Source organism: Flavobacterium rhamnosi, from assembly GCF_048286515.1.
Classification (GTDB): Bacteria; Bacteroidota; Bacteroidia; order Flavobacteriales; family Flavobacteriaceae; genus Flavobacterium.
Map to the genome: position 1 here is coordinate 90,727 of NZ_JBLVPS010000008.1, position 14,813 is coordinate 105,539.

Consider the following 14,813-nt stretch of genomic DNA (forward strand, 5'->3'; position numbering starts at 1 on the left):
AAAACAAGACAAATGTATAGGGTTGTCATTTTCATTATTAAAAATTTAATTGCTTTTAAATGCAATTAATGCTTCATTGTCATAGTCATTTTTTTATTTAAATTGAAACGATATGAATAACCAACATTGATAGAGGAATCTGCAAATGCAGCATCTCCCTGAACATGCACATATTTACTTGGATCAGTTATCACTGAATTCTGTAGGTTTTGATCCGCAATATCGGCAGCGCTTTGGATGCGATTTTTAACAACATTGTAAGGGATATATAAACTGAAACCATGTTTACCTATGCGATATGAAAAGCCATATTCAACTGCAATAACGTATCCGGGACGACGGTACGCCACTTGGCCACCAAAAGCATCATAGGCAGGAATTCCTTCAAATCTTCCGGCTAACGAAACAGTGAAATTTTCTTTTTTATCAATTGCAGCCATAAAACCTGCACGTCCAAAATACTGATCAGGTGATGCGTAAATATTATATCCTTCCAAACCTGCTTTTGGGGCTGATTTAAATGTGCCGTTTGATTCTCTTGGATTGAATAAATAATATCCATTTGCGAAACCGTAAAGGCGTCCGGTTAATTTTCGGAATGCTTGTAGTTCTACTGAAAAACCTACACCTCCGTCTCCAGGTTGAATGGCTTGATCCATTATGACGCTTGCGGTAGTTCCATCGGCTTGTGGAGCATCGTCTCTTCGGTCGTGACTACCATTGTTTAGTTTCACACCTAATCCTACCATAATGTTTCCTTTTTCTGCTTTTTTTGGATCAACAACCCAATAGTTAACGCTTAAACGGGCATCAGCTATGCCCTCAGCATAAACGCTGTATCGATACGTGTTTGTTACAGGCGCTGTTTGTCTCAATATTTGAGAACGCTCATTATTCACGTAAGGTAATGTTGCGTTCAACTGAATACGGTCAGTTAATCCGTACGATATATTTAAATCGACCGCATGAGAATAAATGTTTACTGCATTTCCGCGTTCTTTTCCGTTTGCATCAAATCCACCTCGTGTTAATTGACGTTGTGGTTGTTCTTCTTTACCAACAAAGTGTCTCCAAGAGTGAAAATAGCGATAGTTAGCTCCTACTTGAAATTCCCCACTGTTTAGATTGTAGGAATTGGCAGAGTTTAAATTTTGGCCACCCATTTGACGTACGGCCACACAGCCTTGCGCAGTCATGTTTTGGGTGTTAAAAGCAATTGTAAGTAGTACGATAAAGGCACAAGATTGTAAAGCGGATAGTTTTTTCAAGGTTTTAGTTTTTTTAAATGGTTAATAGTATAAAATGCTCCAACAACAGCTTCTTTTCGAAAAGAGGGTTGGAAAAAAAGCCTAACAGGTTTCCAACGCCTGTTAGGCTGTAGTTGATAAAATGAATTATTAAAACAAACCATTAAAACAAATCATCAACCTAATATTTAGATTATTTAACACCCCTCTTGCAACACCAATTCTTCTCCAATACAAATAAAATTCATAAGTAAGGTTTAATCGATTTGGTTGTATTATTGCATGGTGATGGCTTTACATATAGTGGAATTTTGAGTTTTAGCAGGAAAACTTATTTTGTTAAGTTTCACTTTAGCGATACTGGTACTTCCTTCTTTTATTTTAATAAATTGATTTGGTTTTATGTTTTTGAAAATTTGTGTTTTGCGGGTTTTAGACCATGTAATGGCTATTTCCTCTATCAGATTCGCTTGGCCAATACCAATCTCTCTTCTTAATGCAGATGCTCCAAAACTACCGCCAGAATTTACTTCTCTATAAACAACTCTCTTAATTCCATTTTCTTTAAAGCTAATTTTAATACGTGTTCCAATTGCAGAGCGGTTCGTAGCTGTTCCTTCTAATTGTAAATTGATCCAACGATTCGCATTCTGCCCTGGATTCACATACAAAGAATTGTTGAAAGAATCACCAATATAGGCGCCACCCACTTCTATAAAAATATCTGCATCGCCGTCATTGTCTAAATCATTTATGGCAACTCCATGTCCTTTTTGAAGATTGCCAACTCTACCGGAAACGGTAACATCGGCAAATTTACCATCTCCCATATTTCTAAAGAGGCGATTTGGAACAAGTGAGCTGTAGTCAGGGTTTCCGGTGCCTAAATACATATCTAAATAGCCGTCATTGTCAATGTCACCAAAGTTGGAACCCATTGCAAATACAGATTTATTTAGACCCGCTTTTTCTGAAACATTGGTAAATGTACCATCATGATTATTATGATATAAATACATTTTACTGGCTTTGTTAGGAACATTTAGCGCTTCCGTCGCAGCGGTATGGGCAATTGTGCTGTCAAATTTATAGCCACATACAAAAAGATCCTGCCATCCATCATTGTCATAATCCCAAAACCATGTTGGAAATGTTCCAACTTTTATGTCTGCTAAACCCGCTTTTTGGGTTACATCCTCAAATTGAGGAATCCCATTTTTTATTCCCGTGTTTTTGAGCAGGGTTTTTCTTTCTCTATTACTAGAGACATACAAATCTTCCAAACCATCATTATTGTAATCACTAGCTGTAACTCCTTTTACAAAATCGACAATTGCACAATTTGCAGGAAGCGAAACTTCTTTAAAAGTGCCATCCTGATTACTGATGTATAATTCACAAGGATTAATTTCATTTAATTCTTTTCGGCTCTCATTACCAATAAATAAATCTAACCAACCATCATTGTTAAAATCTTTCCATACTCCGGCCTGTGTAGGATGCTCTGAAAATAAGCCGCTTTTTATAGTTACGTCAGTAAAGGTGTTATCTCCGTTATTTCTTAACAGAGAATTAGGTTGCTTGCCATAATTTCCCATCCATGCGCCCCTTAAAACAAAAACATCTGTGTCCCCGTCATTGTCATAATCAGCTTGAATCATGTTTAATCCACCTTTGAAGCGCCCTAACTGGGAGTTTTTTGAGCAATCAGTAAATCCTCCTTTTTTGTCATTTTGATAGTAGTGCATCGCTCCATTTAAACTCCAATCAGAGGTTATGAGATCTAGATAACTATCATTGTTAAAATCGTCTATGATAATTCCACCTGCCATATTTCGGTTGTTGATACCTAAATTAGGTGCAACATCTACAAAAGGCTTAATTGCATAATTAGAGTTGTCTTTGTCTAAATTGGGGATAAGCCATTTGGCAGGAACTTTTGATGGATAGTCACCTAGTGTCATATAGGCAATATTTAGAAGCCATCTCGATTCATAATCCTTTGGATAGCTGTTCAAAATAAGTTTGTAAACTTCAATTGCCTTTTTAGAACCAAATTGTTTTTGATGTATTCCTGAATTTGTGATAGGCATAATACAGGATTCAGTGGAGTGATTCGCAACACAATTTTGTCTTTCGCCTAGCCGCATATAGGAAAGTGCCATACTTCGTAATACCTTAGGGCTATTGTCATTTGACATTCCTATTCTCTCAATGATAGATTCAAAAGTTGCTGCAGATTCATTTTCTTTTCCCAATTTCAAAAGACTATTTCCTTTATATAAAGTAGCGATAAACCGATTATTGATTTCAGAAGGTGCTTTAAGTAATGAATCAAAAAATACTAACTCCGCATCAGGGCAAAAAGGATTCTCTTTGACACTAAACTGCCTGTATTTTGCAGCCAAAATTTCAACCATTTGGTCATTTGGGTTCGTAGCTTGTTCGCAAGATTGAAGTAACAACGAAAGTAATAACGGTATGAATATATATAATGTTTTCATTTTACGTCGTTAAAATTTTGTTCTCTTTTTGATGGTTTGTTTCAATCAATTACTAAAGAAAGATAGGCGCTCTTTAGTAATTGATTAAAAATTAATGCTCCACAATCCCTTTCATATTGTTATTTAAAATGATGCGATAATGGGCTAGTACGATTATTGTTAAATACAACTAATCACTAATAGTGTATATTAAAATCTGGTTGATATACCTACGTTAACAGTGTAATCTGCAAATGCAGCATCACCTTGAACATGAACTCCTCTGGTAATTGAATTTTCTTTATCAGTAACACTTTGCGTACGGTTGCGGGCAAAGGCAACTGGCACTGATGCAAACAGGGTGATTTTTTTATAGTCATAGTTTACAGATGGTTCTACAGACCAGATATACCCCGGGCGACGGAAATCACCACTGCCACCAATAAGGTCATAAACTGGGATGCCTTCTAATCGTGCACCTGCTGCTAAAGACAAACCTTTAATATAATTGAAAGAATAGTTAAACCCGGCTCTAACCATGTACTGGTCAGGAACACTCATAATAGCTTCATTTGCTAAATTTGGGGATATCGTTTCTCTATATGTTCTTACACCATTTTGTTCTCTAGGGTTACTTAGATAGTAAAAATTACCATAGGCACCAAAGTTCTTTAAGAAATTATAAAAAGTGTTTAATTCAAAAGTAATTCCTGTACCTCCGTCCCCTAATTGTATGGATTGATCTACAGTGCGCAATTCTTTTGTTCCGCCTGGACCTACATTGTACCAATAATCTTTGTAGTCGTAATCACCAGTTGGTAATTTAAGTCCCAATCCTAGTTGAATATTTCCTTTCGTGCTTTTTACTGGGTCTAGCATCCATCTATAAGCAGCAAACCTAATGTCGCCTATGCCAAAAGAACGCATTGAATGTCTTTCTTTTTTAACGTAGACACCATTTACTAATCCATGTTCGTACAGTGAGGAACGAACGTTATTTGAAACGGGAAGATCAACCATAACTGACCAGCGATTGTTTAGTATTCTAGTCAGCGAAAGGTCAAAAATAGAGGTGTAATTTATGACTTCTGTTTTTTGAATTAACCTTTGTTTGTTTTCTTCCGTTCCTGAAAAGTGTCTAAATGATCTAAAATAGCGACCACTGGCTGCAAATTGCCATCCGGTAACATTAGTGCTGTCGGCATGAATAGCCATGCATGTCGTAGCATTACCTTTAATAGCCACGCAGCCCTGAGCGACCATTTTTTCAGTGTTAAAAGCAGCTGTTAGGAATACGATAAAAATACAAACGGATTGTAATGCGGATAGATTTTTCAAATTTTGGTTTTTTTAGAATAGTTAATGATATAAAATAGGCCAACAACCTCTTTTAAAAAAGATGGTCAGCGTTAAAAAAATAAGTTAATTGATAGTAGGGCCGTTGTAAAACAGAGTCTTTCTGGCTTCACCCAAAATGGTTCGTTTGATTTGCATGGCAAAATGGATAGACTAAAATTTTATTTGAAATAAATAACTCTTTAGAAATTCATTTTTGAATTTGTAAATGAAAAGCCATGATCTGAATGCTAATTGTACAAAATATACCAGAATAGAAAGGTAAAATAGGCCTATGAAAATCATTCACTAAAAGCGAATTCGGAAAATACAAAAGACTATTTTATATTTATAATAGACGTAACCTCTAATAAAGGGGATATTAAATCGTACAGATTTAGCTAAAAGTGATCATGAATTATCTTGACTTTACAAATGCCAGATAATGCGAATGATTCCATTAAAGGAAAAGAAGATTTAAGCGATGTCTGGTGGAGAATAGGACAGTGCAACGTGTCCTGAATCTAACGCTTGGTTTGGCGTAATAATAGGATCAATAGAAAGTATAACTGTTTCTGGAAAAAAATTAATACAAACAGTATGATTTGGAATATAATCCTGAAGAAAAGACTTCATGAGTTTTTTAACTGGAGATTCTTTTGAGGATGAACCATTAAATAACTGGTTTTCAACAATGTCTTTTAAGTCCTTGCTAATTTCTTCTTGATGTGAATTGCGAAGATAGTAAAGACTTAATACGTTATTTTGAATTCTTTTCTTGAAAATATGATAACTTTTATTGTTAATAACCACATCTTCGTTTACATATTCAAAATCAGTGTCTTCAATGAAAGAATATACGGTAGCATTCAATTTTAGTACATGCAACTGTGAACTAGGAACTTTTTCCATACTAGTCACCCATGCTTGCTCTTTTTGATAAGCAAACATCAGATAGTATCCAAGCACATTGTAAAACAATGTTACTAATAAGAAAAGAGATGCAATTCGTTTCATAATGGCCGAAAGTAGAAAACTATTTCATAATGAAATATCTTCTACATGAATTTTAAGTTTTTTTTAACATAAATTTATCGTTTTATTAAATCGAAAAGGTTTTCGGAAATTTTTGTCAATTTATTTTTAGTACCGATAGGTCATTTGTTAATTTTTTAGAGGATTGAATTTTTCAAGTAATGCAATGCGATTTAAAATGGGAATGGATACCTTAGAAATCCATTAATATTAAAAAAGCATTAAACAAAAATGGCGCAAATTATATAAACCGAAAAAGATGCTTATTTTTGTGCTGTATGAGAAAATTTCCAAAAAATCTAATCGCTAAACTTGAAATTCGAAAGCAAAATAATGCTTTACGAGAATTACCTTTGTCTGGTAAAGCGATTGATTTTGCTTCCAATGATTATCTGGGATTATCCAAATCAAAAACTATTTTTCACGAAACGCATCAGTATTTAATAGATAATAAAAACATTCAAAACGGAGCAACAGGTTCAAGACTATTATCCGGAAATCATAAAGTGTATCAGGAAACCGAAAACTACATTGCACAGTTTCACAAGTGTGATTCGGTCTTAATTTTTAATTCCGGCTATGATGCCAATGTTGGTTTTTTTAGTTCGCTTCCGCAAAAAGGCGACTTGATTTTTTACGATGAATTGTGTCACGCTTCCATTCGAGATGGGATTCAATTGTCCAATGCCAAAGCCTATAAATTCAAGCACAATGATTTTGAGGATTTGGAAAGGTTGATTCTTCGAAATCAAAATGCAGTCACTTATATTGTTACGGAGTCTGTTTTTTCCATGGATGGCGATACGCCAAATCTTGAAGAATTAGTACAGCTGTCCGAAAAACACAACTGTTATTTAGTTGTTGATGAAGCGCATGCTTTAGGCGTTTTTGGAGAAAAAGGAGAAGGTTTAGTTCAGATGTTAGGTTTACAAGACCAGGTATTTGCTCGAGTGATGACTTTCGGGAAAGGGTTAGGATGTCATGGAGCCGCAATTTTAGGTTCTCCAGAATTGAGATGTTATTTAGTAAATTTTTCCCGAAGTTTTATTTATACAACAGGACTTTCACCACATTCGGTCGCTACGATTTTACTGGCTTACAGACATTTAGATAAGGAACAACAAAATATAGAACAACTTAGAGAAAACATCATTCATTTCAATCAGGAAAAGAACTTGTTAGGATTAAAGCAATTATTTGTTCGAAGTAAGTCGGCAATACAATCAGCGATTATTCCAGGAAATGAAAATGTTAAATCCATAGCCCAAAAACTACAAGCAAAAGAATTCGATGTGAAAGCGATACTTTCACCGACCGTTCCAGAAGGGCAAGAGCGATTGCGATTTTGCCTGCACAGCTTCAATTCAAAGGAAAATATCTCCGAAGTCTTAACTTTGTTGAGTACTTTTGTTTTTGAACAGTGACTTTCAACGCCAATTTCTTTGTAAATTTTGCAGTTAAACAATAAATAATGAAACTATTCATCACAGGAATATCTACAGATGTAGGCAAAACCATTGCATCAGCTATTATAACGGAGTCACTCGAAGCCGATTACTGGAAACCAATTCAGGCCGGCGATTTAGAAAATTCCGATAGTACTACAATCAAATCATTAGTGTCCAATAAAAAGACTGTAATTCATCCTAATAGTTATGCTTTAAATACGCCGGCAAGCCCACATCTTGCCGCAGAATTTGACGGAGTTGTTATTGATTTAAAGAAAATCACAGCACCCATAACAGATAATCATTTAGTAGTTGAAGGTGCCGGAGGTGTTTTTGTACCATTAAATGAGACTAAGTCAGTTATTGATTTGATTCAATCTGACTATAAAGTGATTGTGGTTTCGAAGCATTATTTAGGAAGTATTAATCATACTCTGTTAACAATAGAAGCCCTGCAAAGCCGAAAAATTAATATTGCCGGAATCATCTTTAATGGTGAAGAGAACAAATCTTCGGAATCAATAATTTTAAATAAAACAGGAGTAAAATGCATTGGAAGAATTGAACAAGAGCCCTATTTTGACCAAAATGTAATAAAAGAATATGCCGATTTGTTTCGGCAAAATTTATTGAGTTTATAATAATTAAGGGTCAGGAAGAAAAAACCGAGACTTGTTTTGTGTTTTTCCCGCTTCTTGTATCTTGCTTCTTTATCTTTGCAAAATGAACTTAACAGAAAGAGACAGCCAATATCTTTGGCATCCGTATACCCAACACAAAACTGCAGCGTTGCCAATTGCCATTAAAAAAGGGGAAGGCGCTTTGCTTTGGGATGAAAATGACAGAGAATACGTTGACGCAATAGCCTCGTGGTGGGTTAATCCCTACGGGCATTCGAATAAATTCATTGCAGATGCGATTTACAAACAACTCACGACTTTAGAGCATGTTCTTTTTGGTGGGTTTACTCATGAGCCAGCTATTTTGGTTGGCGAGAAATTAATGGAAATTTTACCCAAAAACCAACAAAAGATATTCTTTTCCGATAATGGTTCTACGGCGGTTGAAATAGCAATTAAAGTTGCACTACAATATTTTTTCAATAAAGGAGAAAAGAGAACTACAATTATCGCTTTTGACAATTCTTTTCATGGAGACACATTTGCGGCAATGGCAGCGAGTGGAATTTCCTTTTTTACACAGGCCTTTAAAGGGATGTTCATAGATGTCGTTCGGATTCCTGTTCCGGTAAAAGGGCAAGAACAGGAAAGTTATAACGCCTTAAAAGAAGTTATTAAAAACCACAATTGCGCAGGTTTTATTTATGAGCCACTGGTACAGGGAGCTGCGGGGATGGTGATATATGAGCCGGAGGCTTTAGATAAATTAATGCAGATTTGTAAGGAAAATAAAGTGCTTACAATTGCTGATGAAGTGATGACGGGTTTCGGGAAGACAGGCAAAATATTTGCGACGGATTATCAGGTGGAAAAACCTGACATGATGTGTTTGTCGAAAGCATTGACTGGAGGTACTATTCCTATGGCTATTACGACTTTTACCCAAGATATTTTCGAAGCTTTTTATGATGACGATATTAATAAAGCACTATTTCACGGCCATACTTTTACGGCAAACCCTACAGGTTGTGCAGCGGCCTTAGCAAGTTTGGAATTGTTGCAAACCAATGAAATGCAAGATAATATTGCTCGTGTAAATCAAAATCATTTGAATTTTCAGGAGCATATAAAAAACCATCCGAAAGTAGCTACCACGCGTGTGCTCGGTGTCATTTTTGCTTTGGAAATGAAAACCGAAAGTTCCAACAGTTATTATGGGACTTTACGTAATAAACTTTATGATTTCTTTATCGAAAACGGAATAATTCTACGCCCAGTTGGTAATATAGTTTACATTTTACCTCCTTACATCATAACCGATGAGCAATTGCAAAAAGTATATCGAGTGGTTGAAAGTGCTTTAGAAATAGTTTAATTTTATAACAATAAAGGTGCATTTTGAATGTATAAATTTTCAAACCTTCGTGAACTTTGCTAAAAACTTTGCGACCTTTGCGCTTAAATAACAACAGTATTTTGTCCAAAACAATCTCCATAACTGCCATTGCTTCCATTTCACCTTTAGGGAATACGCCAGAAGTGATTTGGGAAAATTATCGTAATGAAAATCATTGTTTTACGGAACGCAATTTAGATAATAAAAATACGTACATAGCAGCGTTAGATAATAATTCAGAACAAATCATTGGCGAATTAAGAGAGTCTGATAGCAAATATAAAGCATTGGATAAATCAGTTTTGTATGCTATAGCAGCTTCGAGAAAAGCGATGCAAAGTGCAGGTTGGACTATAGATGATATTTTTGGAATCAACATTGGATCTTCTCGAGGTGCCACCGATTTATTCGAAAAACACTATAAGGAATATTTAGAAACAGGAAAAGCGCATACGCTTGCTTCTCCTACAACAACTTTAGGGAATATTTCCTCTTGGGTAAGCCATGATTTGCAAAGTTCGGGGCCTGAAATTTCACATTCCATTACTTGTTCCACCGCTTTGCATGCTGTCTTAAATGGAGTTGCTTGGCTTCGAGCAGGAATGGCGGATAAGTTTCTGGTTGGTGGGAGTGAAGCGCCATTAACTGATTTTACGATTGCGCAAATGCGCGCATTAAAAATTTATTCGAATAGTGAAGAGGCTTATCCTAATCGTGCCCTTGATTTAGAAAAGAAACAAAGCACGATGATTCTTGGTGAAGGTGCCGGAGTTTGTTGTCTGGAAATCGGCAGAAAAGAAAATGCATTGGCTTATGTCGAAGGAATCGGTTATGCTACGGAAGTTTTAGAACATAATATTTCTATTTCAGCGGAAGCGACTTGCTTTCAGAACTCAATGAAAATGGCCTTGCAAAACACGAATTTATCTGAAGTAGATGTAATTGTAATGCATGCACCGGGAACCATAAAAGGAGATTTGACCGAATATAGAGCGATTGAAAAAGTCTTTGGTAAATCACTTCCTTTATTGACTACCAATAAATGGAAAATTGGACACACTTTTGGAGCTTCGGGAATACTTAGTATGGAATTGGCCATTATGATGATGCAGCACAATACTTTCATCGGAGTCCCTTATGCGAAAACGCAATTACATACAAAACCTATTAGAAAAGTATTGATTAATGCAGTGGGTTTTGGTGGAAATGCAGTAAGTGTACTTTTGAGTTTGTAGTTCGGATTAGTTTTATTTTTTATTCCTCTTTTAAATTCTCCAGCTCCTTGACTTTTTCAAAGACTAAATTGCTTTCAAATCCTCTGCGTAACATATAATCACAGAATTTTTTTCTTTTTTTCAGCAAATTAATTTCTCTGATAAATTCCCAATGTCTTTCGGCCAATAGATGAAAAGTTGTTGCATATTCCTCAGGTGAGATTTCTTTTAATGCAATATTGATAAGAGTTTGTGTTATTTTTTTTGACTTTAGTTCGTTTACAATTCTAATTTTTCCCCAATTTTTAATGCGGTGCTTTCCTCTGGCAAAACTACAGGCAAAACGTTCTTCATTGAGAAAATTATCACCGATAAGATGCACCATAATGGTATCAATTTCGTGAGAATCCATCTTCATGCTTCTCAATTTCTGAACAACTTCATCATGACAACGTTCTTGATAGGCGCAAAAATGTTCTATCTTATTTATGGCTTCTTTTATCGTAAAAACGTCCTTCATGTTTTGATTTAAAGTTGTGAATTTAAGTATTTATTGTTGATTTAAAAGATTGCGTTTTGATGAAAAACAATTACGCATTCTATAAAACCTATTTTAATATGCTAAGAAATTAAAATTTTAATACGAAATTTAGTTTGCGTCACCTCAAAAACAGCATTATAGCGGATAAATAAGCGGATGAACGACTTTATTGTATTATGTAGATTTGTTTTTTTTATTTTGCGGTTTATTGTAGGTTTTTTCTCTTGCAATTGCAGAAGTTTAAAACTGAGTTTATTTAAATGCCACATGAAATAATATGATCAAAAAATTACCCTTTACTCTTTTTTTAGTTTTACTTCAGACTGTGGTTTTTGCACAAAATACTGGGGATTTCCGTTCGGCAGCCAGTGGAAACTGGACTGCCCTTACTAGCTGGCAGTATTACAATGGTACAACATGGGTTACTCCGTCAGGAACATCGCCACAAGGTTATCCGGGACAGTTTGCGGGCACTTATGCAGTTCTTATTCAAACTGGGCATACGATAAGCATTGGTAATCCGGGTATTTCTACTGAGCAGATGGGTACTCTAACAATTAATGGGCAATTGAGTTTGATAGGTGAGAATAGTGGTGCGATTGTCTTCTCATTAAAGACACAAGCCATTGTAGTTACTACAGGAGCTAAAATAAATTTTGAAGATAAAGCAACATTGGCTTTGCCAACAAATGCGACTATTCAAGTTGGAGCAGGCGGCTTGCCAGTACCTGGGGGTAGTGGAGATTGTAATAATAATATTCAAATTTCGATTGGAGGATTTGTGTATGCCTATTGTACTGGTGGTGGAAGTTCCTCGAATGATTTTGAAGAAATAATGGGACTTGGAGGTTCTGGTGGTGCAACTGTAAACTCTCCTGTTTGTGTTGGGAATTCAATTAATCTTTCTGCTATACCACCGCCGAAGGGAGGACCGTTTACCTATTTGTGGTCTGGGCCTGGTTTTTCCAGCAGTAAGCAGAATCCGGATTCATTTATAGCTTCAGCTGGTTCAGCTGGTTCTTATTCGGTGACGATGACTTCTACGACTTTAACCCCAAATAAATCAATTGTAGCCCAAGCTACTGTTGTTGTAAATTCAGCGACTACTGCGCCAATTGTTGGAACTGTCACTCAACCAACATGTTCTTTAGCGACTGGGGGTGTGGCTTTAAGTGGTTTGCCCGCATCAGGAACATGGACATTGACACGAAGCGGGACATCAAGTGCAACAACAACTGGAACGGGGACAAGTACTACAATTTCGGGGCTTCCTACGGGAACTTATACTTATACCATTTTTAATGGCAGTTGTACTTCAGTTGCTTCAAGCAATGTTGTAATAAATACATCTCATGTAGCGGTAGCTCCAGCAGTAACGCTAGTGCAGCCCGTTTGTACAGTTTCAACGGGTACAATAACGGTTACTTCGCCTTCACCAGCATCTGGAATTAGCTATACAGTCGTTGGGACGGTTCCATTTGTAGCGTCAGTAACGAGCGCAACGGGTGTTTTTTCTGGATTAACCCCTGGAACTTATAATATTACAACAACAAATTCAGGTTGTATTTCATCAGCAACAAGTGTAACTATAAATCCTATGCCTACCAATACATGGAATGGTTCGGCATGGTCAACTGGATTTGTACCAACAAGTTCTGAGAAAATCATCTTTAACGGAAGCTTTTCTTCAACGGCGGATTTAGTGGCCTGTTCTTGTCAGGTAAATTCAGGAGCTGTTGTTATCAATTCGAGTCATACTTTGAGTTTAACTAACGAAGTTGTGGTTTCTGGAGGATCATTGACATTTGAGAATAATGCAAGCTTAGTTCAAAGCAATAATAATGCTGTTAACACAGGGAATATAACTTATAAGAGGAGTAATACTACTACTAGGGAGACTGATTACACCTATTGGTCTTCACCAGTTCTAAACCAAACTTTATATGATGTGTCTCAAGATACACCTGACGGTACGTTTTATTCCTTTGATGCTGCCGTAGATGATTGGGTAGCGGAAAGCTCATCAGCGCATATGACAAAAGGAGTTGGTTACATAATAAGAGGGCCAGATTATGGTGAATCAATACCACCACCTGGATTTCATGAAGCATCCTTTATAGGTGTGCCAAACAATGGATTGGTTGAGGTTATTATTCCATCTTCAGGACATGAAACATCAAACCTTGTCGGTAATCCTTATCCATGCGCTGTAGATGCAGATTCGTTTTTGACAGCAAATAATGCAATTTTAGAAGGGACTCTTTATTTTTGGACGCATAGCACACAGATAGGTATTGGTGTTAGTAATCCAGGTACGGGACTTTATGCATATTCATCAGATGATTATGCTAGTTATAATCTTACCGGAGGAACTGGAACAGCAGGTAATTTTATAGGAGGTGTTACAGAGCAAATTTCCAACAAGCCTGTCGGTAAAATTGCAGCCGGTCAGGGATTTTTTGCTACCGGTAAAGCAACTGGCGGAAATCTTATATTTAATAATGGTATGCGCGTTGCTGGAGGTGCCTCAGGTGTAAATAATTCCCATTTTTTCAAGATGGCTGCGACAAAAAACACAAGTAAAATCCAGAAAAACCGTGTGTGGCTGAACCTAACCAATACGCAAGGAGCATTTAAGCAAGCCCTGGTTGGTTATATTACAAATGCTACTGATGGATATGATAGCGGTTTTGATGGAGAGAGTTTTGATGGGAATGAGTTTATCGATTTTTACAGTATTAACGAAGATAAAAATTTAACAATACAAGGGAGAGCTTTGCCTTTTGATCAAAAAGATGAAATACCGTTGGGCTATACTTCTAATATAGAAGGTGAATTTTCAATAAGTATAGATGAAGTTGACGGGATGCTTGCGTCTCAAAATATATATATTGAAGATAAAATAACAGGTGTAATTAAGAATTTAAAAGAAGGAGTTTATTCTTTTACTACAAAACCGGGTGCCTTTAATGACCGTTTTGTAATGCGATATACCAATATCGAGAAAATTTTAGGAAACGATGATTTTGATATATTGGATAAAACAGTTTTGGTTTCTAATAAAGATAAGCAAGTAAAAATAAATTCATCAGCTGAAGCATTAGATAAAGTTGAGGTGTATGACTTGTTGGGGAGATTAGTATATCAAAAAGGAAATATAGATGCCAATGAATTAGTTATATCTAATTTAGCCATAAATCATCAGGTATTGTTATTTAAAATTGAATTGCAAAAGGGTGAAATTATTACAAAGAAAATAAGTTATTAAAACTTCTTAAGCGCTATATTTATAAACCCATCTCGTCACAACAAGATGGGTTTTTTGTGTTAATGGGTTTTTGAAATATAATTTTATAACAAATACAAGCTTATTTGTTATGAAATGCACTTTAACAGGTATAAGTGTACTTCATCGATTTAATTTTGATTTTTTGATTTTTTTTTATGTTTTTGTAAGAATCATCTTTTGCTATTTACCGTAGATAATAAAAGGT

The 14,813-nt window shown here is 35.8% G+C and carries 10 protein-coding genes; 5 read left to right on the plus strand and 5 right to left on the minus strand.

Features of this window, described 5'->3' with window-relative positions:
* Positions 1-65: 65 nt before the first annotated feature.
* The 4 genes from ACNQGN_RS08735 to ACNQGN_RS08750 all read right to left on the minus strand — a co-directional run bounded on the left by ACNQGN_RS08735 (position 66) and on the right by ACNQGN_RS08750 (position 6,082).
* Entirely contained in the window at positions 66-1,268 is a 1,203-nt protein-coding gene (locus tag ACNQGN_RS08735; protein WP_417987445.1) for a hypothetical protein, read from the minus strand.
* 254 nt (positions 1,269-1,522) lie between these two features.
* Positions 1,523-3,751: a CRTAC1 family protein gene (locus tag ACNQGN_RS08740; protein WP_417987446.1), complete on the minus strand. Its 2,229-nt coding sequence runs from the start codon at positions 3,749-3,751 to the stop codon at positions 1,523-1,525.
* 189 nt (positions 3,752-3,940) lie between these two features.
* A complete protein-coding gene (locus ACNQGN_RS08745; RefSeq protein ID WP_417987447.1) occupies positions 3,941-5,068 on the minus strand; it encodes a hypothetical protein in 1,128 nt (375 codons plus the stop codon).
* 474 nt (positions 5,069-5,542) lie between these two features.
* Complete coding sequence (locus tag ACNQGN_RS08750) at positions 5,543-6,082, minus strand: hypothetical protein (protein WP_417987448.1); 540 nt, start codon at positions 6,080-6,082, stop codon at positions 5,543-5,545.
* Between the two features lie 296 nt (positions 6,083-6,378).
* On the opposite strand from ACNQGN_RS08750, the gene ACNQGN_RS08755 reads away from it, so the two are divergent.
* From ACNQGN_RS08755 to ACNQGN_RS08770, 4 genes are all read left to right on the plus strand, one after another.
* Positions 6,379-7,524, plus strand: coding sequence for an aminotransferase class I/II-fold pyridoxal phosphate-dependent enzyme (locus ACNQGN_RS08755; protein WP_417987449.1), 1,146 nt, complete (start codon positions 6,379-6,381; stop codon positions 7,522-7,524).
* Between the two features lie 47 nt (positions 7,525-7,571).
* Complete coding sequence (bioD, locus tag ACNQGN_RS08760) at positions 7,572-8,189, plus strand: dethiobiotin synthase (protein ID WP_417987450.1); 618 nt, start codon at positions 7,572-7,574, stop codon at positions 8,187-8,189.
* 82 nt (positions 8,190-8,271) lie between these two features.
* Positions 8,272-9,543, plus strand: a complete 1,272-nt coding sequence (bioA, locus tag ACNQGN_RS08765; RefSeq protein WP_417987451.1) for an adenosylmethionine--8-amino-7-oxononanoate transaminase — start codon at positions 8,272-8,274, stop codon at positions 9,541-9,543.
* 101 nt (positions 9,544-9,644) lie between these two features.
* Entirely contained in the window at positions 9,645-10,799 is a 1,155-nt protein-coding gene (locus tag ACNQGN_RS08770; protein WP_417987452.1) for a beta-ketoacyl synthase N-terminal-like domain-containing protein, read from the plus strand.
* A 19-nt stretch (positions 10,800-10,818) separates the two neighbouring features.
* Here ACNQGN_RS08770 and ACNQGN_RS08775 read toward each other — a convergent pair whose 3' ends face one another.
* Entirely contained in the window at positions 10,819-11,298 is a 480-nt protein-coding gene (locus tag ACNQGN_RS08775; RefSeq protein ID WP_417987453.1) for a regulatory protein RecX, read from the minus strand.
* 298 nt (positions 11,299-11,596) lie between these two features.
* On the opposite strand from ACNQGN_RS08775, the gene ACNQGN_RS08780 reads away from it, so the two are divergent.
* Positions 11,597-14,587, plus strand: coding sequence for a T9SS sorting signal type C domain-containing protein (locus ACNQGN_RS08780; protein WP_417987454.1), 2,991 nt, complete (start codon positions 11,597-11,599; stop codon positions 14,585-14,587).
* The last annotated feature ends 226 nt before the right edge of the window (positions 14,588-14,813 follow it).

Coding starts and splice junctions, on each gene's coding strand:
- bioA (WP_417987451.1), top strand. CDS start 8,272: ATGAACTTAACAGAAAGAGACAGCCAATATCTTTGGCATCCGTATACC.
- ACNQGN_RS08775 (WP_417987453.1), bottom strand. CDS start 11,298: ATGAAGGACGTTTTTACGATAAAAGAAGCCATAAATAAGATAGAACAT.
- ACNQGN_RS08740 (WP_417987446.1), bottom strand. CDS start 3,751: ATGAAAACATTATATATATTCATACCGTTATTACTTTCGTTGTTACTT.
- ACNQGN_RS08780 (WP_417987454.1), top strand. CDS start 11,597: ATGATCAAAAAATTACCCTTTACTCTTTTTTTAGTTTTACTTCAGACT.
- ACNQGN_RS08755 (WP_417987449.1), top strand. CDS start 6,379: ATGAGAAAATTTCCAAAAAATCTAATCGCTAAACTTGAAATTCGAAAG.
- bioD (WP_417987450.1), top strand. CDS start 7,572: ATGAAACTATTCATCACAGGAATATCTACAGATGTAGGCAAAACCATT.
- ACNQGN_RS08750 (WP_417987448.1), bottom strand. CDS start 6,082: ATGAAACGAATTGCATCTCTTTTCTTATTAGTAACATTGTTTTACAAT.